Consider the following 24,524-nt stretch of genomic DNA (forward strand, 5'->3'; position numbering starts at 1 on the left):
CCTCCGAACGTGCGAACTAGGGATTCAGGCGGTGGTGAATGCCGTGCAGCGCTTGGTGGATCTCGACATAAACGTCATAGAGGTCGTTGGTTTTTGACGGCAGGACGGTCTTCGCGACCGCGACAGCGGCCTCAGCAGCGGTTTCGGCGTCCGGGTACAGGCCCGCGCCGACGGCTCCCAGCAGCGCCGCGCCCAGCACGCCGGCGTCGTGCACCCGGAGCCGGTGGATCGGCCGTTGCAGCACGTCGGCGAAGATCTGCGCCCAGAGGTCGCTGCGGGCCCCGCCGCCGCAGAAAGCAAGCGCTTTCATCGGCGCACCACAGGCCTCTTCGACGAATTCGAGCACGTGCCGGCCGGACATCGCGACGCCTTCGAGCACCGCCCGGGACAGGTCGGCGCGGGTGGTCGCCGAGCTCACGTTGAGGAAGCTGGACCGCAGCGTGGAGTCCCAGAGCGGGGCCCGTTCGCCGGACAGGTAGGGCGTGAAGATCACCTGCGAGGCGCCGTTCGCGGCGTCGTCGAAGACCTCGGGGATGGTCAGGCCCGTCGTCTCGCTCCACCAGCGCACCGCGTCGCCGGCGGCTTGGGTGGGGCCGGCGTGCACGTAGAGGCCGTCGCGGGGCGGGAAGGTGACGATCCCGGCCGTGGGGACGTTCCTTTCGGACGCGCCCGCCACGACCAGGGAGGTTCCGCAGGAGATCATGCCCCGGCCCGGTTTGGTCGTGGCCGCGCCGAAGACCGCCCCGAAGGCGTCCATCGTGCCCACGACCAGGCCTTTCCCGAGGACCGACTCCGGTTCGAGGATCTCCGGCAGCCGCTCCCACAGCCCTTCGGTCACGCCGGCGGCTACCGGGATGTAGCCGCCCGCGTTCGCGATGCGTACGCCGGAGAGGAGGTCCGTGGCCACGCGGCCGGTGAGCTTCGCGCCGATGAAGTCCTTCGGGCTCAGGATCCAGCGGGCCTTCCGCCATGCCTCCGGCTCATTGCGGGCGAACCACTCCGCCCTCGCGCCGACGAACGAGGCGTCCAGCGTGATCGGGCCGCCCCAGATCCGGGCCTTGTCCTCGACGGTGAACCGCCCGTCGAGCTCCTTGGCGATCTCCGCACACCGCTGGTCCTGCCAGATGATGGCCGGCGTCAGCGGGTTCAGGTCGTGGTCGACGAGAAGATGCGTGTTGACCTGGCTGACGATCCCGGTCGCAGTGATTGCGTAGCGGCCGGCGATGGCCTGGAGGCCTTCCTGGACCGCGCGCCACCAGTCGTCGGCGTCCTGCTCGGCCCAGCCCGGCCGGGGGCGGTGGATCGGGTAGCCGACCTGATGGTTCGCCAGGGGCTCCCCGTCGAGGCCGAAGGCCGCGACCTTGACCGCGGTGGTGCCGACGTCGATCCCCACCATCGCTTCACGCACGCCCTGCTACCTCCGCGAGTCACGCCCTCAGAACCACCGAATGTCAGGTTCGGGCAGTCTGCCGGAAACCGTGTTTCGGTGTGCCGGAGAGCGTGACTCGCGGGGGTTTCGAACCGGTTTCATGGGTGCCTGAGAGCGGGACTCGCGGTTTCAGGCGAGGGCTTTGGTGCGCATGAGGAAGTCGGTGAGGTAGCTGTCGTGGGGGAGGTGGGGGTGGAAGTAGTGGGTGGGGCGGTTGCCTAGGTAGAGGTTGGCGATGGTGGGTTCGGACAGGAGAGAGGCGATCAGGGGGTGGTCGTCGGTGATGGCCGTCAGGACGAGGGTGTTGCGAAGGGGAGCTATGCCGTCCGCGCGGGTCCACGGGGCGATCCAGGCGCAGGGGAAGGGGAGCTCGGCGCCGAGTTGGGGGGAAGCGGCCGAGGGCAGTAGGTGCAGGGCTGGCCGGAGGACGGCGGAGCCGTCGCCGAGGTCGTGGATCAGCTGGTCGGCGCCGAGAAAGGGCTGGGCGCCGGCGGCACGTTGAGCGAGGTGGTCGCGGAGGGCGACGGCGGCGGCGAGAGGGTAGCGGGGGAGAACGGCATCGGGCAGGGCACTCAGGCGGGCGGCCAAGGCGGCGGCGAGGGGCGCGGGGTCGCCCTCGACGAGGATGCCGGTGGCGTTGATGCAGCCGACGCCGCCGTGATGGGCGATGGACGACACGATGGTGTCGAGGAAAGGCGCCCAGTCCCCGGCGGTGACGAGGATCTTGGAGCGGCCGGGGCCCTGGGGCAGGACGCGGGGGTTCCCGGCGTACTTGGCGATGACCTCGTCGCCGCCGTAGGCCATGCCGAGGTCGGCGCAGCGGAGGATCTCGTCGGCGACGTCGTGCTCGCACGGCAGGAGAATCACGTGGTCGTCGGGGAAACCGGCGGCACGTAGGGCGGCGATGAGCCGGTGCGGGGTGAAGGGTTCCCGGCGGGAAGGCCGGACGGCGACGCGGTAGCCGAGGGCAAGGGCTTGCAGCCACAGGGAATGCACGGCCGGATGGTTGCCGGCGGCATGGACGGCGAAGACGTGGCCGCGGCGGGTCCACACGGCGCCTTCGGCCACCCGGTCATCCTCCACAGTGGACGCGCCGCGCGGGCGGCCCTGCTGGGCGGCCTCGAAAGCCGTGCAGCACGCCTCGGAGATGGCGTTGGTGGCGAAGCGGATGTCGTCCAGGGGCAGGCCGGAGACGCGAGCCACCAGGTCCACGTAGTCGTCGGAATCCTTGGCGAACAGGGAACCGGCGGTGGCCAAGGCTCGAAGCCGTTGCGCCAGAGGTAGTTCCGACGCCCGATGGAGAGCCGACATGGTGCGGGTGACGTAGAGCCGGGGCATGAGGCTGACCGACGCGACCGGCACGCCGGTGACGTCGGTGACGGTGAGCTGCTTGCGGGAACGGTAAGGGCCGACCGGGCCCAGGGCGTCCACGGCGAGCATGGCTAGTACACGCCCTCGATGACGGTCTCGCTGCCGAACACCTGCACGGGCGCGAGATCGCCGAGGGAATCGCCGGGCTGGCCGGGCAGCGCGGGCACGCGGATGGCCGTGTCACGGTCAAGGTTGTTGGGCAGCAACATGGAACGGCTGACATGGTTGGTGACGACCTGGCCCCGTGTGCCGTACGGGACGGGCTCCAGCGAGACCGGATCGACCACGCGGAAGGTGATGTGCGGCCCGAAGCCGTCGAAGATCGGGTACTCGGTGTCGCCGAGGCGCTGGCTGGCGCCGCCCATGATCATGGTGCTCCCGTACACGCCGTGCAGGGGAATGCCGGGGAAGACCTCGTTGCGGAACAGGTCGTGCGTGTCGGCGTCCATGTGGGCGCCGCCCCACATGACGAGCCGGACGTTGCGGGTGATGGCGGCCAGGAGATCGTCCCGCCGGGCCAGGCGCTCCAGCATGGGCGGCGTGGTCATGAGGACGCCGACCTCCTGGCTGAGCAGGATATGCGAGGACTGCTCGACCAGGTGTTCGACATAGGCGTCGGCCTGGGCCGTCTGGCCGGAGGCGATGAGCTTGCGGACCCAGCGCGGATCCATGTCCACTGTGTACATCAGGCCGCGCCGGGCCCGCGCCGCCAGGCCGATGAAGTGGCCGACGGCGTGGGGCCCGGTGGGCAGGATGCCCAGCCAGTTCAGGCCGAGGGGAATGCCCAGGCGGTCCAACGGCTCCAGCATGTGGGTGATCATCCGCTGGAGCCAGTCGTCGAGGAACACCACCCGCTTGGGCGGCCCCGTGGTGCCGCCGCTGTCGTACACGCCGACGATGTCGGCGGCATCGCCGTAGCCGCGCGGGATCAGGTGCTCGGGACGCACATTCCGGAGCTGGTCGACCACAGTGGGGAACAGCCGGAGATCCTCGACCGACCGCACCGCCTCGCGCGGGTCGAAGCCGAGCGAGGCGGCCTGCGCCAGCCAGAACGGCGACCCCGTCTCGGGATCGAAGTGCCACCGCATGGCCGCGCGGACGTACCCGTCGGCGTCGTCACCGGAGAGTTCGGCCCCGGGGAGATCATCGTTGTCCCGCACGCATTCGAACATAACCCGGCGCCAACCCGCGCGGAGTACATCATCCGGGTGTACCCCAGGCCTTGGCCAGCAGCTCGTACGAACGCACGCGCGCGGCGTGGTCATGGGTGATCGTGGTGACGACGACCTCGTCCGCGCCGGCCTTGGCGCGCAACTCCTCAAGGTCGGCGGCCACTTCCTCCGGCGCGCCAACGAACTGCGAGCCGACCCGGTCGGCCACCGAGGCGCGCTGCCGTTCGGTCCAAGGGAATGCCGCCACCTCGGCCGGCGAGGGATAGGGCGGCGCGCCGGTGCTGGACCGCACGCCGAGCACCCACTGACCGTAGCCGCTGGCCAGTTCCCTTGCGGCGGAAGTGGTTTCGGCCACGACGATGTCCGCCGACACGGCGACGTACGGCTCGGCCAGCCGGGTCGACGGCACGAATGCCGCGCGGTAGGCGGCAATCGTGTCGAAAGCGGTCTCCGGCGCGAAGTGGTAGGCCACGCCGAACGGCAGACCCAGCGCCCCGGCGGCCCGGGCGCTCTCGCCCGGCGTCGCGCCGTGGATCCACACCTGCAACCGCGCGTGCTCCGCGGCGACGGCGTGGTGCTCGCCGGTGCCGTCCAGGAACTCCAGGATCGACCGCACCTGGTTGAGGTACGGGCCGGCGTCCATGGGAATGAGGATCCGGTTCAGCTGCTCCCACACCGTCAGCTGCGCGTCCGGGACCTTGCCGACCACCTCGGCCAGCTTGGTCGTCCCGGACCGGCCCAGACCGAGGTCGACACGGTCGGGGTGCAGGTGCGCGAGGGTGCCGAACTGCTCGGCCGCGACCACGGGCGAGACGTAGCCGAGCAGCACCGCCGCCGAGCCGACCCGAATGCGGGACGTGGCCTCGGCGATGACGGTGGCGAGCACGGACGGGGCCGCCGCGGCCACGCCCGGCGTGAGGTGGTGCTGGGCCACCCAGTAACGGTGGTAGCCCAGCTCCTCCGCCCGCCGGGCGAGGTCGACGCTGTTGCGCAGCGCCTCCGCCGCGCTGCCGCCGGAGACGATCGGCGACAGGTCCAATACGGACAGTGGGATCATGCTTCTACGATACGGTGAAGAAGACGTCCGTGCGGTTGTCCGGCTGGCCGCTGTTGGTCTTGGCGAACACCGACACGAAGCACGTGCCGGCCGCGGCCATGCCGTGGTAGTCGCCGACGTAGTACGAGCCGTCGTTGACGACCGGCGCGGCCGTGATGTCGAACGGACCGGACAACTTGGTGGTGTGCCACGAGGTTCCGGTGGCCGAGGTGGCCTGCCAGTACGACGTGCCAGTGCTGTCGAGCTGGTAGTACGTCACGCCGACGACCCCGTCGGAGTTGACCGCGACGGCCGGCATGAACTGCTTGGCCGGCGAGGAGCCGACCGGAACCGGCGCGGACCAGGTCGCCCCGGCGTCGGTGGAGGTGGCCATGACGGCGCCGTCGTGGTCGCCGGCGAACTGCGAACCCTGCCACACGGCACGGAGTTCGCCGTGCGGGCCGGCCGCGAGCTGCCCGAACACGTCGTGCCCGTCACGCACGTTCTTGCCGCCCGGCTCCTTGGTGCCGACCGACTTGGCCTGACCGGCGACGGCCGGCGCGGACCAGGTCTCGCCGAGGTCGGCCGAGGTGATCGACCGCCAGGACGTGGCGTAGTCGGCCGTGCCCGGAATCGGCTCGTAGTAGGCGAAGAAGGCGACCAGCTTGCCCTGCACGGACGCCAGCCGGACGCCGGACGCGCCCTTGCCGACGCCGAAGTCCACGACCTTGCGGGGCTCGCCCCACGTCGTGCCGCCGTCGCCGCTGTGGGCCAGGTAGATCGGGCCGGTGCCGTCGTCCAGGTTGATCCGGTCCCACGCCACGTAGACGTCCTTGCCGGTGGTGTACACCGTCGGCAGGTCGTTCCAGATGTTGTCGGTGTCGCCCGTGCCCTCACGGGTGATCGTGGTCGGCGTGCCCCAGCTGCGGCCGCCGTCGCCCGACTTCACGACCAGCAGCGCGTGGTCGCCGTGCGGGGTGGTGGTGTTCATGCTCAGCGACGTCAGGAAGACCATGCCGTTGGGGGCGATGGACACCTGGGTGTCGGTGGCGCGGTCGAAAGCTCCGCCCGAGCACGTCGAGACGGCCGGCGGCGTGGCGTAGGTCCAGGTGCGGCCGCCGTCGAAGGTGGCCGCGGTGATCAGGCCGTGGCCGCCGACGCCCTGCCAGCGGTCGGTCTGGAAGGCCGAGACCATGTGCGACGGGTTACGCGGGTCGACCGCGATGTCCGGCTGCACCTCGGCGTTCGGGTAATTGGTGCCGACCGGGTCCTTGTGGTCGCAGCCCGCCGGGAAGGGGCTGGGCGTCGAGATCTTGACCGCGGTGGGCGGGGTGTCCGCGTGAGCGATTGCCGGGGCCAGCGCCAGTAAGCCGGCGACGGCAGTGACCAGGTACTTTTTCATGTAGTCCCCCCTGCTCGGTGGCGGTGGGGACCCTAACCCGGGGCGCGCTCGTCGAGGAAGAAAAGCGCCAATCCGGTCACGATCAGGAAATTCGCACCCCAGGCCGCCCTGTTGCCGACGAGCTCGGTGACCAGCGCGCCCACGCCCGCGCCGACGAGGAACGACAGCACCACCAGGCCGAAGGTCCGGGCCTGCCGGCCGGCGTCCTCGTCGCGGCGGAACACCGCCCGGTACGTGGCCCGGGCGGCGGTCCGCAGGTTGCCGGTGGTCATCGTCGTGTTCACCGACCACTCGCGGACCGTGCCGAAGGTGGCGTTCTGCAGCGCCGCCACGAACGCCACCGCCAGCACCACCGCGCTGCTCGCGAACCAGGTCGGGATCGCGCCCACGACCAACAGCACCACGATCTCGATCACCAGCGCCACCCGGATCGGCCGGCGCACGACCGGGGCGATGCGGGGGTGGGTGAGCGTCTCCGCCGCCGCCACGCCCAGCACGAACGCGATCAGCGGCGGCACGTGGGCCAGCGCCCCGCCCACGTCGCCGCGAGCCGCGTCCACGGCCAGCAGCACCACGTTGCCGGTCTGGGCGTTGGCGAACACGCCGCCGTGGGCCACGAACGTGAACGCGTCCAGGTAGCCGCCCGCGACGCCGAGCAGCACGATCAGACGCAAGGTCTTGGCGGTGATGACCTCCATAGCGGATCAGTTTGCCGTGCCGCCGGGCCCACCGCCGTTACGGCGCGAGGTCGCGCCGGTCTCTGGACCGCAAGGGAAGAGACCGGCTTTAGAGCGACCTCGCCCCGCGCGGGACGCGCGGCATGTCATTGAGAGCGCTTGCCCTCCCGCAGAAGTGGAGGTACGGGCTGCCGTCCGCCAGGCTGTAGAAGCTGACGGGGAGCCAGTGGTCGCTGCCGGTCAGGGGGACCAGGTAGACGTCCGGCTCCAGGGCCACCATGGGCAGCTCCTCGACGGGATCCGGGATGTACTCGGCCAGCTTGCCCAGGGTGGTCACCCGCAGGATGGGCTTCCCGCCTTCCAACAGCACCTCGATCCGCTGCCCGGCCCGCTCGTACACGCCGACGTAGTCGGTGGGCAGCAACCCCAGGGGCGTGACGGGTGGCACGGGCTGGCGGGCCATCTCCACGCCGACCGAGGCGAAGATCTCCCGGTAGAGGTCCTCGTACAAGTGAGGGGTGCGCCGGTTGGTCAGCAGCGCCACGGCCAGCCCCTGTGACGGCAGCAGCACGAGATGCGACTGCTGCCCGATGGTCGAACCGTCGTGTCCGATCAGCGGCTGCCCGTCCCACACGAAACGCTGCCAGCCCAGGCCCCAGGTCTCGGCCAGCGAGTACTTGGCGTCCACCCGGACCTGCTCGGCCTGCATCTGCTCCAGTGACGACGTTGTCAGTAGCTCCCCGCCGCCGTCGAGGTGCAGGCGAGCGAACGTCAGCACGTCCGAGACCGTGGCGGCGATGAGGCCGGCGGGGCCGATGGCGCGGGGAAGTTGCCACTGCCGCACGGGAATCGTCCTATCGTCCTCCACCATGTGGCCGACGGCGGCCGAACGCAGCAGCGCCTCCTCCGGAAGGGTGAGGGTGTCCCGCAATCCCAGCGGTTCGAACACCAGGTCCCGCATGGCGGCGTCCCACACCTGCCCGGTGACCTGCTCGATGACCCGGCCGGCCAGGCTGAATCCCGAGTTGCAGTACGACCAGGTGGCGCCGAGCGGGGAGTTCTGGGCGACATCGGCCAACTGGGCGACATAGCGGGCCAGGCAGTCGTCACCCCGCCCGGTGTCGACGATGACGTCGCCGTCGATGCCACTCGTGTGGGTGAGCAGGTGACGAAGGCTCACCCGATCGGTGATCTCGCCCAGGTTCAGTTCCGGCAGCACGGCCGACACCGGTTTGTCGAGGTCCAGTCGGCCGTCCTGGACCAGCCGCTGCACCGCCGTGGTCACGAAGACCTTGGTGATGGACCCCAGGTGGAACACGGAATCCGGCCGCACGGGCGCGCCGGTTCTCACGTTCAGCACGCCGGTGGCGGCCACCCCGGTCATGCCGGGGGAGGAGATCCCCAGTACGGCGCCCGGCACACCGTGCCGCCGGGCCAGTTCGTCGAGCCTGTTCTGCCAGTGCTCCATACGCTGCACCGGAGGGAGCATACGGACGGCGCGGGTCGCCCCGCGCCGTCCTGTCAGGTCACAATGTTCGGAGGCCTTAGCCCTTGTATTGCGCGAATGTACGAGTGAAGTCCCACGCGTTCTGTGCAACACCCGAACACGTGTCGTCGTTGGGGTAGGCGCCGGGGCACGGCCGGTCCCGGTTGGCCGACCAGTAGGTGAACCGGCCCAGGTGGTGCTGGTTGGCGTAACCGAGCATGGTCTGGGCGTTGGCAGGCGTCACCCGCTCGTTGTTGTCGGTGATGCCGTTCATGGAGGACAGGCCGCTGTGGCGGTAGGCAACGTCGTCGCTGTAGTGGTAGGCGTCGCGCACCGCCCGCTCCAGGCCGTCGGTGGCCTGCGCGGTGAGCCTGGCCATGTCCTGGCCGGCTCCGCCGAAGTCGAACGGCATGATGGTCCACACGTCCACGGTCAGCCCGGAGTTGGCCGCCCGGGTGATCAGGTCGTTGCCCGGGCCGTCCTGGCCGCTGCCGATGGTGATGTAGATGGCGATCCCGGCGTTGTTCGACCGGATGATCTTCAGGGCGTCCACCATGCGCTGCTGGTAGGTGGCGTTGCCGTAGACGTCGCCCTCGAAGTCGAGGTCGATCGCCTTCAGGCCGTAGGTGTTGATCACCTTCTGGTACGCCCCGGCCAGCTCGCCCGGGGTGTTGCAGGAGGCCTCCAGCTTGTTGCCGTTGGCCCCGCCGAACGACGGCACCACGTCACCGCCGGCCGAGCGGATGGTGTTGATGGTGTTCTGGTCCACGCCGCCGGTCAGCGGCCGGCCGCCGTCCCACATCGGGTTGCAGTACCCGTTGTTGAGCACGAACGCCATCGTGAACCACTTGACGCCGGTCGCGCTCATGATGGTGCGCGGGTCCGGCGGGTCGCCCCAGCCGTTGTAGTAGTACGGCGCGACGGCCATCGCCCCGTTCGGCGGGGGCGGGGGCGGCGGGGGAGTGGTGCCGCCGCCGGGGGCCGCCCAGGTCTGGTTGGCCGAGCCGGCGCAGTCCCAGATCTGGAGCAGGGTTCCGTTGGCGGAGCTGTTGTTGGTGGCGTCCAGGCATTTGCCCAGGGCCTGGAGCGAGCCGTTGCCGCCGACCGTCCACTGCTGCGCGCCGGAGCCGTTGCAGTCCCACAGCTGCACCTTGGTGCCGTTGGCGGGATTCGCGCCGGCCACGTCCAGGCACTTGCCCAGCGCCTGGAGGCTGCCGTCGGAGCCGGTGGTCCACTGCTGGGCGGGGGTGCCGTTGCAGTCGTAGAGCTGCACGGCGGTGCCGTTGGCGCTGTTGGCCCCGGCCACGTCGACGCACTTGCCGCCGAAGCCGGTGATCGCCCCGGTCGCCGCGGACGCGGTGCCCGGCAGCAGCACGGTCGTGATCGCGGCCGCGCCGGCGAGCAGCGCGAGGGATTTCCTGATCATGCGACCGTCCACTTCTGGTTCGCGGAGCCGGCGCAGTCCCAGATCTGCAGCCGGGTTCCGTTGGCGGAGCTGTTGTTCGAGGCGTCGAGGCACTTGCCCAGCGCCCGCACCGAGCCGTCGTCCGGGCGGGACCAGTTCTGCGCGGCGCTGCCGTTGCAGTCCCACAGCTGGACCACGGTTCCGTTGGCCGAGTTCGCGCCGGAGACGTCGAGGCACTTGCCGAGGGCACGGATGGTGCCGTCGGAACCGGTGGTCCACTGCTGCGCGGCGCTGCCGTTGCAGTCGTAGAGCTGGACGGCGGTGCCATTGGTGTTGTTGGCCCCGGCCACATCCACGCACTTGCCGCCGATGCCGGTGATCGTGCCGCCGGTGGGCGGCGGCGGGTTGCCACCGCCACCGCCGACGAACGTGGTGGCCAGTTGCTGGCCCAGAGACACGGCGCTGCCGTGATTCTCGATCGGGTTCACCTGCGAGTGCGGGAACACGATGTAGGTGACACCGCTGTCGGTGCCACCGTTGCGCGGATCGGGGTTGATGCCCAGCGACTGCGCGGTGGCGTACGAGGCCTCGCCGATGATCCCGGTCGGACCGGTGTCGCCGACGACCGCATAGGTCACCTGGTTGTTGTAGATCACCGCGACCACCGCGCCGCCCTCGATGCCGGCCGTCCGGTAGTCCCAGATGCCCGACGGGCTCGGCAGCACGATGTAGGGCAGCTGCGCCGCGTTCAGCGGCTGGTCGGTGGATGTGTGGAAAGCGGTGTCCGGGTAGAAGCAGCAGTCGGTCTGCTCGTTGCACTGCGAGGTGCGCACACCGTCGCAGTCGACGTCCATGTCGCCCTTGAAGAACACGGCGCCATTGGCCTGGCAGACGGGAATGCTGCCGCCCTGGCCTTCGTCGGTGGCGTAGGTGCCGTTGGAGATCTGCTGGCAGTTGGTCACCTTGGCCAGCAGCTGGCTGGCCGACGGGCCGCCCGGATCGGACGCCATGGCCGGTGCCGAGGTCACGCCGAACAGGGGCAGGGCCAACAGGAAACCGGCGAGCACGGTGAGAATTCGCCTGCGCATCAGCTGTTCACCGTCCACTTCTGGTTGGCATTGCCGCCGCAGTCCCAGATCTGCAGCCGGGTTCCGTTGGCGGAGCTGTTGTTCGAGGCGTCGAGGCACTTGTTGGCCTGGACGTTGACGATGTCGTTGGCCCCGCTGACCGCCCAGTTCTGCGCGCCGGACCCGTTGCAGTCGTAGAGCTGCACCGGAGTTCCGTTTGCGGTGCCGCCGCCGGAGACGTCGAGGCACTTGCCCAGCGCCTGGATCTGGCCGTTGGCGACCTTCCACTGCTGCGCGGCGGTGCCGTTGCAGTCGTAGAGCTGCACGGGGGTGCCGTTGGCGCTGTCGGCACCGGCCACGTCGACGCATTTGCCGCCGAGGCCGGTGATCGAGCCGCCGCCACCCGGCGGAGGCCCGGTGTCGCCCGTGGTCACGTGCACGTAGTCCACGGTGAGCTTGCCCGGGAACGGCGTGCCGCCGTCGGGATTGCCCGGCCAGTAGCCGCCGACAGCCAGGTTCATGATGATGAAGAAGCCGTGGTCGAACACCCACCGGTTGCCGTTGATGTCGGCCGGAGTCCTTGTCTCGTAGGCGTTTCCGTCCACGGACCAGGTGATGCGGTTGGGCGACCAGTCGATCGCGAAGGTGTGGAAGCCGTCGGCGAAGGACTGCCCGCCGGGCAGCGAGTAGCCGGCGCCGACGCCGGCAGAGCCGGAGTAGCCGGGGCCATGGATGGTGCCGTGCACGGTGCCGGGCTCGAAGCCGACGTTCTCCATGACGTCGATCTCGCCGCTGTTGGGCCAGCCGACGTTCGGGTCGCCGATGTTGTCGCCGAGCATCCAGAACGCCGGCCACATGCCCTGGCCGCGCGGGATCTGCATGCGGGCCTCGAAGTGGCCGTAGGCCTGGGTGAAGTGCTGCGCGGTGTTGAGGCGGGCCGAGGTGTACTGGCACGGGCCGTACCAGCAGGTGTGGCCGCCCTCCTGCTTGGCCGTGATCACGAGGTGGCCCTGGCCGTCCAGCGCGGCGTTGGAGCTGCCGGCGGTGTACCACTCCAGCTCGTGGTTGTTGACGTTGTCGCCCGTCTCGTACTGCCACTTGCTGCCGTCGGCGGCGGCGCCGGCCGGACCGTCGAAGTCGTCGGTGAAGCTGGCGGCCGCCGGTGCGGCGGGCGCGGCCGAAGCCGTCAGTCCCAAGGGGACGATGGTGGTGGCCGCGAGCACCGCGGCCAGCAGGAGGTGTCTGGGTCTGCGCATGATGGGTCTCGCCTCTCGGGGAACGTCAGTTCGCACCGCAGGAGGCACCGGCCGAGGGCGGATCTCGGCTGTGTGCGGCGGTTTTCTTGCAGGGGCGCGAAATCGGTCTGTGGCAGGGGGTGAAATCCAGCGGGCACAGGGGTTTGCCCGTCGGTGCGACGAGTATCCGAGGGTTGGACCGGATTTGGCAATGCTTTGGCGGCCAGTTCGTCCAGGACTAGGAACAAGTCTCGCGACGTCAAGATCAACTAGGGCGCGCGGCGTTCCCGCCCGGCGTCGTGCGTCCGGGCGGGAACGTCGGAAACGCTTATATGTCAGCCGGTTGTGACATGAACATAGTCGACGGTGAGCTTGGCCGGGAACGGCGTGCTGCCGTTGGGGTCGCCCGGCCAGTAGCCGCCGACCGCGAGGTTGAGAATGATGAAGAAGCCGTGGTTGAACGCCCAGCTCTTGCCGCCGAGATCGGCCGGCGTGCGGGTCTGGTAGGCGTGGCCGTCCACCGACCACACGATCTTGTTGGGCGACCAGTCCACCGCGTAGGTGTGGAAGGTGTCGGCGAAGACCGGGCCGCTGTAGCCGGCGCCGATGCCGCCGGAGCCGGAGTAGCCGGGGCCGTGAATGGTGCCGTGCACGGTGTTCGGCTCGAACCCGACGTTCTCCATGATGTCGATCTCGCCGCAGTTGGGCCAGCCCGCGCTGCCGATGTTGCTGCCCAGCAGCCAGAACGCCGGCCACATGCCCTGGCCGCGCGGGATCTGCATGCGCGCCTCGACGTGGCCGTACTGCGCGGTGAACTTGCCGGAGGTGTTCAGGCGGGCCGAGGTGTACTGGCACGGGCCGTACCAGCAGGTGTGGCCGCCCTGCTTCTTGGCGGTGATCACGAGGTGGCCGTTGCCGTCCAGCGCGGCGTTGGCCGCCCCGGACGTGTACCACTCACGCTCGTGGTTGTTGACGTTGTCGCCGGTCTCGTAGTTCCAGCGGCTGCTGTTGGCCGGGCTGCCGGCCGCGCCGTTGAAGTCCTCGGTGAAGGTGGCGGTCAGCTGCGGCTGCGCGTTCGCCGTTGTCGGGCTCACGCAGGCAAACACCGCCGCGGCTGCGGCCGCGACGGCGACCGCGGCCCGACGGGATCGGGCAAGTGACGTCATTGTCGCCTCCAGGTCGAACCAACGACGCGTCGCGGGAGGCGGCGGCGCTCACCGTATGTGAGCGGCCCACGACGAGTCGTGCAGGGAGGTCTACGGTAGCAACGGACATACTTCACGGCTAGATGTAAGGCGCGACATATCCCCACCCCCACGACTACTGCTCGGACTTGACCAATGGCACGTCCTGGCTGAACCAGCGGAAGCCGACGCTGTAGTACAGGTCGCGGGCCTTGGGCGGCTGCACCCCGCCGAGGCAGGCGACCGTCATCTGACCGGCCCCGGCCTCCCGCGCCAGCCGCATTCCGTGCAGTAACAACGCCCGGCCCAGCCCCTGCCGTCGGCACGCCGGGCTGGTGCCGACCGGCTCGAACTCGGCGGTCTTGTTGACCTCGTCCAGCCACATCACCGCCGAGGCGACCGCGGTCCCGTCCGGCGCCTCGACCAACACGTGCAGGTCGCCGCGATACGGCGCCGCCGCCCGGACATCGCGATAGGCGTCGACCGTGTAGGAGGAGAACGGCCAGGCGTCCACATGGGCCCGGACCACGGCCGCCGCGTCGGCCTCATCGGCGTCGCTGAACCGGAATCCGGCCGGCAGCACCGGCTGTTCGATGTCGTCGAGCTCCCGCACGTTGAGCTGGGTCCAGGAGCTTGAGTCCGCCTCGGGCACGTAACCGTGCGCCGCCCAGCGTTCCAGCCCGAACTCGTCGGCGGCCTGGGCGATCACCGAACGTTCAAGGCCGGGCGTCACACCGTCGAACCAGTCGATGACCTCGTCCACCAACGGTGCGTGGTCGGGGTGCACCTGATACGCCAGATAGGCGCCGGTGACGTCCTTGACCGACCCGTCCCACCGCCGCACGCGGTGCGGCAGCTGCGCCCAGGCCCACGCGACCAGGTCGTCGCCCGCGAACCACAGCCGGCGCAACCAGGTGTCGCCGTTGGCGGCATGGGCCCTGCCCCAGTTCCAGGCCAGCTCCCCGTACGAGGCGCCGCTGTTCACCAGATCGAGGCGCGTGCCGGCGATCCGCTGCGCCAGAACCTGCATGAGCCGGACGTCCGCGGCGGTGAGGAGATCCATGGCCGCACTGTGCCAGCGTCCCGTGCCACCGTCGAACCAATATGGACCTAGGGCCTGTTTCAGATGTCAGAGCCACTCGTTGATCGCCGCGATAACGACCGTGGCCTCATACCGGACAGCGAGCTTGTCGTACCGAGTGGCCACGGCCCGGTTCCGCTTGAGTCGGTTGATGCCGCACTCCACAGCATGCCGCCGCTTGTAGATCTCCTTGTCGAACGCCGGCCGACGACCACCACGCGCACCACGGTTCTTGCGATGGAGGATCTGGTCCGCCTTCTCCGGAATCGTGCACCGAACACCCCGCCGCCGCAGGTAGCAGCGATTGGCGCGGGAGCCGTACGCCTTGTCCCCCAAGACCCGATCCGGGCGCGTCCGCGCCCGCCCCCGACCCAGACGGGGCACCCTGATTCGCTCCAACACCGTCTGGAACTGCGGCGAGTCACCCCGCTGCCCGGCCGTGACCACGACCGACAACGGCTTCAGCCCCTGCTCGGTCGCCAGGTGCACCTTCGTGGTCAGCCCGCCCCGGGACCGGCCGATCCCATGGTCATCCGGCTCGGTGTCGACTCCACCCGGAGATTCACGCTGGTCAGCCCCTTTTTACGCGCGCCAGCGGCATGCTGGTGCGCGCGAGCCACAGTGGAGTCGACGCTCACATCCCAGGTGATCAGCCCGGCCGCGTCAGCCTCGGCCTGCAACCGGGTCAGGATCTGTTTCCAAGTCCCGTCGCGCTGCCAGCGTCGGAACAGGCCATACACGGTCTGCCACGGCCCGTACCGGTCCGGCAGGTCTCGCCACTGCACACCCGTCCGCACCCGGAACCGGATCCCGTTGATGAGTTGCCGTTTCGGGTGTTTGGGCGGGCGTCCAGACTTCTTGCCCTTGGGTAGCAAGGGTTCCAGCTTTGCCCACTGCTCGTTCGTCAGATCACCACGACCCACCCGAAGATCATCTCAAACCGAGATCAACTTCTGAAACAGGCCCTAGGCCACGCTGCGCGAACTCTCCCGCGGGTCGCCGCCGGCCTCCAACAGCGCCGCCACCGGGAGAGTGGCCGCGCCGACGGCGACGGCGTCCGGACCCAGCTGGCACAGCTCGATCGAGGTTTGCTCATACGCATGCCGCAACGCGTGCTCGGCGGTGGACTTCTTCACCACGTCAAGCCATTGCCCGCCCATGGCCAGCGCGGCCCAGCCGCCGATCACGATGCGCTCGGGGTTGAACAGGTTGACCAGGTTGGCGATGCCGGCCCCGACGTAGCCGGCGGTGTCGTCCAGCACCTTGGCCGCGATCTTGGAGCTGTCGGCCGCGGCGACCAGCGCGGCCAGCGCCGCCTGCTCGTCGGTGTCGACCGCGCCCCGCCCGCCGCGCGCCTTGCGGTACCGGTCGAGGATGCCCTCCGCGCCGACGTACGCCTCCAGGCAGCCCCGCGCGCCGCAGCGGCACTGCCGGCCACCGTAGACGATGGTGGTGTGTCCCCACTCGCCGGCGCTGCTGCTGTATCCGGCGTACGTCTGGCCGTCGGTGATCACCGCCGCGCCCACCCCGGAGCCGACGAGCACGATCACCGCGTGCCGGGCGCCCCGGCCGGCGCCGAACCACATCTCGGCCTGGCCCTGCGTCTTGGCCCCGTTGTCCAGGAACAGCGGCAGCCGGATCCCCTGGTCGCGCAGCATGGACGGCAGCGGCACCGCGTCCCAGCCGATGGTCTGGGCGTGCACCAGGGTGCGGGTGCCCTTCTCGACGGTGCCGGGCACGCCGATGCCCACGCCGAGCACGCTGCTCTCGGTCACGTCGGCGGTCTCGATGACCTGGCGCAGCCCCTCGGCGGTGCGGGCCACCACCTCGGCCGGGTCCGGCTCGATCGAGTTGAGCTGGAGGTCGGCCGCGGCCAGCCGGGTCATGGACAGGTCGAACAGCTCCACCTTCACGCCGGTCTCGCCGACGTCGATGCCGACCACGTGGGCGTACTTGGGGTCGACGCGCAGCAGCACCCGGGGCCGTCCGCCGTCGGACTCCACCAGGCCCGCTTCCACGATCAGGCGATCTTCGACCAGCTCGGCCGTGACGTTGCTGACCGTGGCCGCGGACAGGCCGGTGAGCTGGCTGAGCTCATGCCGGCTCAGCGGCCCGTCGAAGAACAGCTTCGACAGCAGCGTTGACCTGTTGTGGCGGCGAAGATCGCGAACCGTGGTGCGCTTTGGTTCCATGGGGTGCCCATCGACGGTGGGGACGTCTGCGTGACAGGATGCCGGACCGACTAAGTTAGCGCCATAATTTAACACCGTAAGAAACCTGGCCGGCCCATCCTGCCGGCACGGATCACCCTCGCGTGTCCGGATCCCCGAGGCTAGTCGACGGTTCACAACCATAGACGTTCGGATCCGACCGATCCGGCCGTTTACCCCGTTCGCCGCCCCGGGCTCGCCTGTTCACGTGTCCGAACGGACCTCGAAGTCGACACTCTGGGTGTCTACACCATCGCGCTCGGTGGGACTAGGCTGCCGGTTGTCCACGCAACGTTCGTGTGCGGCGGCGGTCCTAGCCTGGCGTTTTGTTCAAGGCTTAAATTTAGGGTTAATTTTGTGACCGCTCCGTTATTGACGTGAGCTGTGACACGCAGGTTGACTCTGCCGCAACACGCGCCGCGCGGGCGGCGCACACGGTCCACCCTCCTCGCAAACGACAAGGAGGACCCATGCGCGTCAGTCGCAGAGTGGTCTTCGCCGTAGCCGGCAGCATCATCGCGGCCACCGCCCTCACCGCGTGCGGTGGCGGCGGTACCACCGCGAAGAGCAACGCGAACGGCGTGCTCAACGTCGGTATGCCCAACGGGCCCCAGACGGACAACAACAACCCGTACCTGTCCAGCTCGGCGTCCAACTCGCTCGGCTACAAGAACGTGATCTTCGAGCCGCTGGCCCTGTTCAACAAGGTCAAGCCGACCGACCCGGCCAAGCCGTGGCTGTCCACCAAGTGGGACTGGTCGAACAACTACCAGACCCTGACGATGTCGATCCGCGACAACGTCAAGTGGTCCGACGGCCAGGCGTTCTCCGCCGACGACGTCAAGTTCACCTTCGACCTGCTCAAGGCGACGGCGGGCCTGAACCACAACGCGATCCCGTTCGGCGACACCACGGTGTCGGGCAACACGGTGACCGCCACGTTCACCAGCCCGCAGTTCGTCAACGAGTACAAGATCCTCACCGACACGCCGATCGTGCCGAAGCACCAGTGGTCCACCTTCAAGGACCCGGCCACCGACCCGGTCAAGGACCCGGTGGGCACCGGCCCGTACAAGCTGAAGACCTTCACGCCGCAGACCGTCACGCTGGACGTGCGCGACGACTACTGGCAGGACAAGCCCCAGGTCAAGGAGCTGCGCTACACCTCCTACACCGACAACAACTCCCAGGCCACGGCGCTGACCACCGGCGCCTGCGAGTGGGCCTTCGCGTTCATCCCGAACGCCAAGCAGGTCTTCGTCAGCAAGGACCCGGCGCACAACCAGCTGTTCTTCCCGCCGGACCTGGCCGGGCACGGCCTGTGGTTCAACACCCAGAAGGCGCCGTTCAACGACCCGGCGCTGCGCCAGGCGATCAACATGGTGGTCAACCGCGAGGACATCTTCAACCAGGGTGAGTCCGGCTACTTCTACCCGCCGGTCACCAACATCACCGGCATCCCGACCCCGGCCGGCGACTCGTTCCTCGCCGCCGACTACAAGGGCAAGGACGTCAAGGTCGACGTGGACGGGGCCAAGGCCAAGCTGACCCAGGCCGGCTACACCTTCGACGGCAACACGCTGAAGGACAAGACCGGCGCGCCGGTCAAGCTGACCCTGACCGACCCGGCCGGCTGGAGCGACTACCAGACCGACCTGGAGATCATCAAGGACAACGTCTCCAAGATCGGCATCACCGCCACGGTCGACAAGGCCAACCAGGACACCTGGACCAAGGACATCGACACCGGCAACTTCGACGCCGCGATGCACTGGACCGACGGCGGCGCGACCCCGTACCAGCTGTACAAGTCGATCATGGACGGCGACCTGTACAAGCCGATCGGCACCCCGGGCGTGAACGGCAACTACGGCCGCTTCCAGAGCTCGGAGGCCACCGCGGCGCTCAAGGCGTACGCCAACGCCGCCGACGACGCGGGCCGCACCGCGGCGCTGAACACGCTGCAGAAGATCTTCGTGGACAACATGCCGGTCATCGTGACCAGCGCGTCCAACCTGGGCGGCGAGTACAGCACCAAGAACTGGACGGGCTGGCCGTCGACGAGCGACCCGTACGCCGACGCGCACCCCACCCTGCCCGGAGCCCTTGACGTCATCCTGCACCTGAGGCCGGCCGCCTGACATGACTGACAAGACCGGCGAGGTCGTCCTGGAAGTAGACGGTCTCAGCAAGCACTTCCCGGTGCGAAGGAAAGGCCGGGAGCTACTGACCCGCAAGGCACGCAGCGTGCACGCGGTCGACGATGTCAGTTTCACGCTGACCCGCGGCCATGTGGTGGCGATGGTGGGCGAGTCCGGTTCGGGCAAGTCCACCGTGGCCAGACTGCTGGCCCAGCTGCACCATCCCACCTCGGGCGAGATCCGCTTGCACGGCAAGAAGGTCAACGTCAGAGGCGGGCGCCGGTTCCGGGCCTACGTCCGGCAGGTGCAGATGATCTTCCAGGACCCCTTCGGCTCCCTGAACCCCGTGCACACGGTGCGCTACCACCTGACCAGGTCGCTGCGCATCCACGGCAATGCCAACGGGAACATCGAGGAGGCCCTGCGTGAGCTGCTGACCCGGGTGCAGCTCACGCCGCCGGAGCGCTACATCGACAAGTTCCCGCACGAGCTGTCCGGCGGGCAGCGCCAGCGCGTGGCCATCGCCCGCGCGCTCGGCGCCAACCCGGAGGCGCTGCTGGCCGACGAGCCGGTGTCCATGTTGGACGTCTCCATCCGGCTCGGCGTGCTGAACCTGTTGCGGGACCTGAAGGAACGCCTCAACCTGGCGATCCTGTACATCACGCACGACATCGCGTCGGCCCGCTACTTCGCCGACACGACGCTGGTCATGTACGCGGGCCGGGTGGTGGAGGGCGGCGACAGCGAGACCGTCACCCAGAACCCGGCCCACCCGTACACCCAGCTGCTGATCGAGTCCGCTCCCGACCCCGACCGGCCCGCACAGGCCGACGAGGTCGGGGGCGAACCGCCCAGCCTCATCCGCCCGCCGCAGGGCTGCCGGTTCAACCCGCGCTGCCCGCACGTGATGGAGCGGTGCAGGACGGAGCAGCCGCCGCGGCTGGAGATCGGCGACGTTCCCGGCCACTGGGCCGCGTGCTGGCTCTACGCCGACGGTGTGACCAAGCCCGCGACCGTCGCCGGCGGGGAGGTCGCCGGATGAGCTATCTCCTGCGGCGCATCGTGTTCTACGTCTTCACGGCGTGGGCCGCGATCACCATCAACTTCTTCCTGCCGCGGCTGATGCCCGGCGACCCGGTGCAGGCCCTGATCGCCAAGGAGCAGGGCCAGCTGTCCACCGACGCCGTGCACTCGCTGTACGTCCTGTTCGGACTGGACAAGCAGCAGCCCCTGTGGCAGCAGTACGTCGACTACTGGGGCCAGCTGCTGCACGGCGACCTCGGCCTGTCGTTCACCTTCTTCCCGACGCCGGTCTCCGAGGTGATCAGCTCCAGCCTGCCGTGGACGCTCATCCTGGTCGGCGTCACCACCGTGTGCAGCTTCATGCTCGGCACCGGCCTCGGCGTGCTGGCCGGCTGGCGGCGCGGCAGCTGGGTCGACCTGGTGCTGCCGGTGACGACCTTCATCTCCTCGGTGCCGTACTTCTGGTTCGGCCTGATCATGATCGAGCTGCTGGCCGGCCCGAACAGCTTCTTCCCGTCCTCGGGCGGCTACGACCCCGGTGTCGTGCCCGGCTGGGACATCGACTTCATCGGCAGCGCGGTGCAGCACAGCCTGCTGCCGGCGTTGACCATCCTCATCTCGTCGATGAGCGGCTGGATCCTGAGCATGCGCAACATGATGGTGACGGTGTCCTCGGAGGACTACATCACCGTCGCGCACGCCAAGGGCCTGTCCGACCGACGAGTGATGCTCAGTTACGCGGCGCGCAACGCGCTGCTGCCCAACGTGTCCGGTTTCGCGCTGTCGCTCGGCCTGATCGTCGGCGGCACGCTGCTGGTGGAGATCGTGTTCTCCTTCCCGGGCGTGGGCTTCCAGCTGTTCCAGGCGGTCGGGGCCAAGGACTACCCGCTGATGCAGGGCATCTTCCTGATCATCACGCTGTCCGTGCTGGCCGCCAACTTCATCGCCGACCTGGCCTACCTGGTGCTCGATCCGCGCACCCGCAAGGAGGGCTGAGCCGTGGCCATCTCCACCGTCGACCTGCAGGCCGCCGCCGGGGCGGCCGCGCCGACCCCCAAGCCGGCCAGGCGGCAGAAGTTCCGCTTCATCACCAACACCAAGACGCTGATCGGCCTGATCATCCTCGGCTTCTACGTGCTGCTGGCCATCTTCGGGCCGATGATCGCGCCGTACGACCCGGACGCCCGCGGCGACGTGCTGCAGTCGCCGCCCACCAGCGCGCACTGGTTCGGCACCACGCACCTCGGCCAGGACATCTTCAGCCAGGTGCTGGCCGGCGCCCGCGGCGTGGTCTACGTCGGCCTGCTGGCCGGCCTGGTCGCCACCGCGCTGGCCGTGATCATCGGCGTCAGCTCGGGCTACCTGGCCAACACCGGCGGCGAGGCGTTGTCCGCGCTGTCCAACGTGTTCCTGGTGATCCCGGCCCTGCCGCTGATCATCATCGTGGCCTCGATCCTGCCCACGGTCAGCAACACGATCATCGGCCTGGTCATCGGGCTGACCTCGTGGGCCTGGGGTGCGCGGGTGCTGCGAGCACAGACATTGTCGTTGCGCGGCCGGGATTATGTCGACGCGGCCAAGGCGACCGGCGAGTCCACCTGGCGGATCATCTTCTTCGAGCTGCTGCCCAACCTGACCGCGGTCATCGCCTCCGGCTTCGTCGGCACGGTGATCTTCGCGGTGCTCTCGGAGATCACGCTGGCCTTCATCGGCGTCGCCGACCCGACCGTCTGGAACTGGGGCACCATCCTGTTCTGGGCGCAGAGCCAGCAGGCGCTGGCCCAGGGTGCGTGGTGGTGGTTCGTGCCGGCCGGCCTGGCCATCGCGGTGCTGGGCACGGCGCTGTCCCTGATCAACTTCGGCATCGACGAGATCGTCAACCCCCGACTGCGCAACGCGGGCCGGATCAAGGGCAAGTCGGTGCGCATGCGGATCGGCTTCACGCCGGTTCTGGGCAAGGAGAACCGCTGATGGCCGAACCCCTTATCGAGATCAAGAACCTCAACGTCGACTACGGCCTGGGCGACGACGCGGTGCACGCCGTCAGCGACGTCACCCTGACGCTGCACCGCGGCGAGGTGCTCGGTCTGGCCGGCGAGAGCGGCAGCGGCAAGTCCACGCTGGCCTACGGCATGACCCGCCTGCTGCCGCCGCCCGGCGTCGTCGCCGGTGGCGAGGTGATCTACCACGACCCCGAGCGCGGCCCGTATGACGTGTTGTCGCTGACCAACAACGAGCTGCGCGACTTCCGCTGGGCCGAGACCTCGATCGTGTTCCAGGGCGCGATGAACTCGCTCAACCCGGTGCACCGCATCGGCAGCCAGCTCACCGACGTCATCCGGGCGCACGATCCCCGCAGCAGCAAGGAAGCCCGGCTGGCCCGGGCCCGTGAGCTGCTCACCCTGGTCGGCATCCCGTCCGACCGGCTGGACAGCTACCCGCACCAGCTCTCCGGCGGCATGCGCCAGCGCGTGATGATCGGCATGGCGCTGGCCCTGGAGCCCAAGGTCGTCATCATGGACGAGCCGACCACTGCGCTGGACGTGGTGATGCAGCGGCAGATCCTGGGCGAGCTGGTGCAGCTGCGCGAGCGGCTGGGCTTCTCGGTGCTGTTCATCACCCACGACCTGTCGCTGCTGGTCGAGTTCTCCGACCGGATCGCCATCATGTACGGCGGCCGGATCGTGGAACAGGCGCCGGCCAAGGAGATCTACACCGACTCGTACCACCCCTACAGTGCCGGACTGCTCGGCTCCTTCCCCGCGCTGCGCGGGCCCAAGCGGGAGCTGACGGGCATTCCGGGGTCGCCGCCGCACCCCGGCTTCAGGGAATATCAAACCCTAGTGATGTGTAGAGCCGGTAGTGAGTTCAGTCGAAAAGGTGCCGTGCCATGCCGAAGACTTTACTCCAAAGTCGAGCCGGGCGGACCTGCGGGCCATGCCGACCGGGTGCGCTTTCCACCCGCGGTGCCCGAAATCCTTCGAGCCGTGCGCGCGGGACCTCCCGGTGCTCGGTGTGCCCGATGTTCCCGGCGGTTCGGACAGAGAGGTGGCCTGCTGGCTGCACCCCGTCCGCTGACCCGCGTATCGACACTGGAGGAGATTCGATGGAAACCACTGCCACGGCGGTAGAGGCAGATCTCATCGCCAGCCTGCCGGCGAGCTTCCGTTGGGGCGTGGCCACTTCCGCGTACCAGATCGAGGGCGCCGTCGACGAGGACGGCCGCACACCGTCCATCTGGGACACCTACTGCCGGACGCCCGGCATGGTGCACAACGCCGAGAACGGCGACGTGGCCTGCGACCACTACCACCGGATGCCCGAGGACGTCGCGCTGATCAAGGAGCTCGGCGTCGACACCTACCGGTTCTCCGTGGCGTGGCCCCGGGTCCAGCCCCGGGGCACGGGTCCCGTCAACGAGAAGGGGCTGGCCTTCTACGACCGGCTCGTCGACGAGCTGCTCGGCCAGGGCATCGACCCGTGGGTGACGCTGTACCACTGGGACCTGCCGCAGGAGCTCGAGGACGCCGGCGGCTGGCCCGTGCGCGACACCGCCTACCGGTTCGCCGACTACGCGATGATGGTGTTCGACAAGCTCCAGGACCGGGTCCGGATCTGGACGACGTTGAACGAGCCATGGTGCACCGCCATGCTCGGCTACTCCGAGGGGCGGCAGGCCCCGGGCCGGCAGGAGTTCCCCGCCGCCATCGCCGCCGTGCACCACCTGCTGCTCGGGCACGGCCTTGCCACGCAACGCATGCGTGAGGCCGCGACCTCTCCGGTCGAGCTGGGCATCACCCTGAACATGGGGTCGTCCTACCCCGCCACCGACAGCGCCGCCGACCGCGAGGCCGCCCGTCGCGCCGACGGCCTCGGCGGCCGGATCTACCTGGACCCGCTGCGCTACGGGCGGTACCCCAAGGACGTCGTCGCGGACCTGTTGCAGCGCGGCGTCGAGATCCCCGTGCGGGACGGCGACCTGGAGATCATCTCCGCGCCCATCGACGTGCTCGGCGTCAACTACTACTCCAGCCACCGCTACTCCGGCGTGGCCGAGGACGGCTCCACCCGTGACGCCGACGGCCTGCCCGTCACCCGCCAGGTCATGTCCGGCCTGCCCGTGACCGACATGGGCTGGGAGATCGTGCCCTCCGGCTTCACCGACCTGCTGGTGCGCCTCGGTCGCGACTACCCCGGCCTGCCCATGGTCATCACCGAGAACGGCGCCGCCTACGCCGACCAGCCCGACGCCGACGACTACGTCCAGGACGACGACCGCGTCGCCTACTTCCAGTCCCACATCGGCGCCGTCGCCGCCGCCCGCCAGGCCGGCGCCGACGTCCGCGGCTACTTCGCCTGGTCCCTGATGGACAACTTCGAGTGGTCCTACGGCTACGCCAAGCGCTTCGGCATCGTCCGCGTCGACTACGAGACCCAGCAGCGCACGTTGAAGGCCAGCGCTCTGTGGTATCGCGACACCATTCGCCGGGTACGCGGCGGCGCGTAACCCGGAGGGGCCGGGTGCGGTGGTGGCGGCCGCCGCACCCGGGCTACCCCCCCGGAGCACCGGGGACACCCCCCGCGAGTCACGCTCTCCGGCACACC

The 24,524-nt window shown here is 69.2% G+C and carries 19 protein-coding genes and 1 pseudogene; 6 read left to right on the forward strand and 14 right to left on the reverse strand.

What is annotated here, in order from left to right; translation table 11 throughout:
* Positions 1–16: 16 nt before the first annotated feature.
* From KUTG_RS42515 to KUTG_RS42585, 14 genes and pseudogenes are all read right to left on the reverse strand, one after another.
* Positions 17–1,408 carry a xylulokinase gene (locus KUTG_RS42515; protein WP_232241249.1) on the reverse strand — a complete coding sequence of 464 codons (1,392 nt, stop codon included), beginning with the start codon at positions 1,406–1,408 and terminating at the stop codon, positions 17–19.
* 150 nt (positions 1,409–1,558) lie between these two features.
* Positions 1,559–2,869 carry an aldehyde dehydrogenase family protein gene (locus KUTG_RS42520; RefSeq protein WP_043725231.1) on the reverse strand — a complete coding sequence of 437 codons (1,311 nt, stop codon included), beginning with the start codon at positions 2,867–2,869 and terminating at the stop codon, positions 1,559–1,561.
* Between the two features lie 2 nt (positions 2,870–2,871).
* A complete protein-coding gene (locus KUTG_RS42525) occupies positions 2,872–3,960 on the reverse strand; it encodes an AMP-binding protein (RefSeq protein WP_043732563.1) in 1,089 nt (362 codons plus the stop codon).
* Positions 3,961–4,000: 40 nt separating this feature from the next.
* On the reverse strand, positions 4,001–5,029 hold the full coding sequence (locus tag KUTG_RS42530) for an MsnO8 family LLM class oxidoreductase (RefSeq protein ID WP_043725233.1): 1,029 nt from the start codon (positions 5,027–5,029) through the stop codon (positions 4,001–4,003).
* 4 nt (positions 5,030–5,033) lie between these two features.
* A complete protein-coding gene (locus KUTG_RS42535) occupies positions 5,034–6,410 on the reverse strand; it encodes a sialidase family protein (RefSeq protein WP_043725235.1) in 1,377 nt (458 codons plus the stop codon).
* A gap of 32 nt (positions 6,411–6,442) precedes the next feature.
* Positions 6,443–7,108, reverse strand: a complete 666-nt coding sequence (locus KUTG_RS42540; protein WP_043725237.1) for a YoaK family protein — start codon at positions 7,106–7,108, stop codon at positions 6,443–6,445.
* An 88-nt stretch (positions 7,109–7,196) separates the two neighbouring features.
* Entirely contained in the window at positions 7,197–8,555 is a 1,359-nt protein-coding gene (locus KUTG_RS42545; protein WP_052396060.1) for a serine hydrolase domain-containing protein, read from the reverse strand.
* A 76-nt stretch (positions 8,556–8,631) separates the two neighbouring features.
* On the reverse strand, positions 8,632–9,999 hold the full coding sequence (locus KUTG_RS42550; protein WP_043725239.1) for a chitinase: 1,368 nt from the start codon (positions 9,997–9,999) through the stop codon (positions 8,632–8,634).
* Positions 9,996–11,066, reverse strand: coding sequence for a glycoside hydrolase family 75 protein (locus tag KUTG_RS54655; RefSeq protein WP_084580438.1), 1,071 nt, complete (start codon positions 11,064–11,066; stop codon positions 9,996–9,998). Before KUTG_RS54655 ends, KUTG_RS42550 begins: the two co-directional genes overlap by 4 nt.
* The gene (locus tag KUTG_RS42560) at positions 11,066–12,301 is read right to left on the reverse strand and encodes a glycoside hydrolase family 16 protein (protein WP_043725242.1); all 1,236 of its coding nucleotides are present in this window, start codon (positions 12,299–12,301) and stop codon (positions 11,066–11,068) included. Before KUTG_RS42560 ends, KUTG_RS54655 begins: the two co-directional genes overlap by 1 nt.
* A 320-nt stretch (positions 12,302–12,621) precedes the next feature.
* A pseudogene (locus KUTG_RS42565) lies at positions 12,622–13,446 on the reverse strand (family 16 glycosylhydrolase); the annotation flags it as partial.
* Positions 13,447–13,600: 154 nt separating this feature from the next.
* Positions 13,601–14,527, reverse strand: a complete 927-nt coding sequence (locus tag KUTG_RS42570) for a GNAT family N-acetyltransferase (RefSeq protein ID WP_043725245.1) — start codon at positions 14,525–14,527, stop codon at positions 13,601–13,603.
* 66 nt (positions 14,528–14,593) lie between these two features.
* Positions 14,594–15,468 (reverse strand): IS5 family transposase gene (locus tag KUTG_RS57230; RefSeq protein WP_198047272.1). Its coding sequence is split into 2 segments (ribosomal slippage): positions 14,594–15,078 and positions 15,078–15,468, totalling 876 coding nucleotides; the frame shifts between segments, so codons are not numbered across the junction.
* A gap of 42 nt (positions 15,469–15,510) precedes the next feature.
* Complete coding sequence (locus KUTG_RS42585) at positions 15,511–16,737, reverse strand: ROK family protein (protein WP_043725247.1); 1,227 nt, start codon at positions 16,735–16,737, stop codon at positions 15,511–15,513.
* A 488-nt stretch (positions 16,738–17,225) separates the two neighbouring features.
* Between KUTG_RS42585 and KUTG_RS42590 the strand changes: the two genes are divergently transcribed.
* From KUTG_RS42590 to KUTG_RS42615, 6 genes are read left to right on the forward strand one after another with little or no spacing between them, the layout of a single operon-like run.
* Positions 17,226–18,896 carry an ABC transporter substrate-binding protein gene (locus tag KUTG_RS42590; RefSeq protein WP_043725250.1) on the forward strand — a complete coding sequence of 557 codons (1,671 nt, stop codon included), beginning with the start codon at positions 17,226–17,228 and terminating at the stop codon, positions 18,894–18,896.
* A 1-nt stretch (position 18,897) separates the two neighbouring features.
* Positions 18,898–19,938, forward strand: a complete 1,041-nt coding sequence (locus tag KUTG_RS42595) for an ABC transporter ATP-binding protein (RefSeq protein ID WP_052396061.1) — start codon at positions 18,898–18,900, stop codon at positions 19,936–19,938.
* Entirely contained in the window at positions 19,935–20,915 is a 981-nt protein-coding gene (locus tag KUTG_RS42600; RefSeq protein ID WP_043725252.1) for an ABC transporter permease, read from the forward strand. Before KUTG_RS42595 ends, KUTG_RS42600 begins: the two co-directional genes overlap by 4 nt.
* Before the next feature lie 3 nt (positions 20,916–20,918).
* Positions 20,919–21,890, forward strand: a complete 972-nt coding sequence (locus tag KUTG_RS42605) for an ABC transporter permease (protein WP_043725255.1) — start codon at positions 20,919–20,921, stop codon at positions 21,888–21,890.
* Entirely contained in the window at positions 21,890–23,050 is a 1,161-nt protein-coding gene (locus KUTG_RS42610; RefSeq protein ID WP_232241251.1) for an ABC transporter ATP-binding protein, read from the forward strand. Before KUTG_RS42605 ends, KUTG_RS42610 begins: the two co-directional genes overlap by 1 nt.
* A complete protein-coding gene (locus tag KUTG_RS42615) occupies positions 23,026–24,426 on the forward strand; it encodes a GH1 family beta-glucosidase (RefSeq protein ID WP_043725258.1) in 1,401 nt (466 codons plus the stop codon). The genes KUTG_RS42610 and KUTG_RS42615 overlap by 25 nt, the downstream gene beginning before the upstream one ends.
* The last annotated feature ends 98 nt before the right edge of the window (positions 24,427–24,524 follow it).

The sequence above is a fragment of the Kutzneria sp. 744 genome, from assembly GCF_000568255.1.
GTDB lineage: Bacteria > Actinomycetota > Actinomycetes > Mycobacteriales > Pseudonocardiaceae > Kutzneria.

What these genes read in the sequence shown, in the direction of transcription:
- KUTG_RS42600 (WP_043725252.1), top strand. Translation starts at nt 19,935, where the DNA reads ATGAGCTATCTCCTGCGGCGCATCGTGTTCTACGTCTTCACGGCGTGG.
- KUTG_RS42545 (WP_052396060.1), bottom strand. Translation starts at nt 8,555, where the DNA reads ATGGAGCACTGGCAGAACAGGCTCGACGAACTGGCCCGGCGGCACGGT.
- KUTG_RS42570 (WP_043725245.1), bottom strand. Translation starts at nt 14,527, where the DNA reads ATGGATCTCCTCACCGCCGCGGACGTCCGGCTCATGCAGGTTCTGGCG.
- KUTG_RS42560 (WP_043725242.1), bottom strand. Translation starts at nt 12,301, where the DNA reads ATGCGCAGACCCAGACACCTCCTGCTGGCCGCGGTGCTCGCGGCCACC.
- KUTG_RS42615 (WP_043725258.1), top strand. Translation starts at nt 23,026, where the DNA reads ATGGAAACCACTGCCACGGCGGTAGAGGCAGATCTCATCGCCAGCCTG.
- KUTG_RS42595 (WP_052396061.1), top strand. Translation starts at nt 18,898, where the DNA reads ATGACTGACAAGACCGGCGAGGTCGTCCTGGAAGTAGACGGTCTCAGC.
- KUTG_RS42585 (WP_043725247.1), bottom strand. Translation starts at nt 16,737, where the DNA reads ATGGAACCAAAGCGCACCACGGTTCGCGATCTTCGCCGCCACAACAGG.
- KUTG_RS42535 (WP_043725235.1), bottom strand. Translation starts at nt 6,410, where the DNA reads ATGAAAAAGTACCTGGTCACTGCCGTCGCCGGCTTACTGGCGCTGGCC.
- KUTG_RS54655 (WP_084580438.1), bottom strand. Translation starts at nt 11,066, where the DNA reads ATGCGCAGGCGAATTCTCACCGTGCTCGCCGGTTTCCTGTTGGCCCTG.
- KUTG_RS42610 (WP_232241251.1), top strand. Translation starts at nt 21,890, where the DNA reads ATGGCCGAACCCCTTATCGAGATCAAGAACCTCAACGTCGACTACGGC.
- KUTG_RS42550 (WP_043725239.1), bottom strand. Translation starts at nt 9,999, where the DNA reads ATGATCAGGAAATCCCTCGCGCTGCTCGCCGGCGCGGCCGCGATCACG.
- KUTG_RS42520 (WP_043725231.1), bottom strand. Translation starts at nt 2,869, where the DNA reads ATGCTCGCCGTGGACGCCCTGGGCCCGGTCGGCCCTTACCGTTCCCGC.
- KUTG_RS42530 (WP_043725233.1), bottom strand. Translation starts at nt 5,029, where the DNA reads ATGATCCCACTGTCCGTATTGGACCTGTCGCCGATCGTCTCCGGCGGC.
- KUTG_RS42590 (WP_043725250.1), top strand. Translation starts at nt 17,226, where the DNA reads ATGCGCGTCAGTCGCAGAGTGGTCTTCGCCGTAGCCGGCAGCATCATC.
- KUTG_RS42540 (WP_043725237.1), bottom strand. Translation starts at nt 7,108, where the DNA reads ATGGAGGTCATCACCGCCAAGACCTTGCGTCTGATCGTGCTGCTCGGC.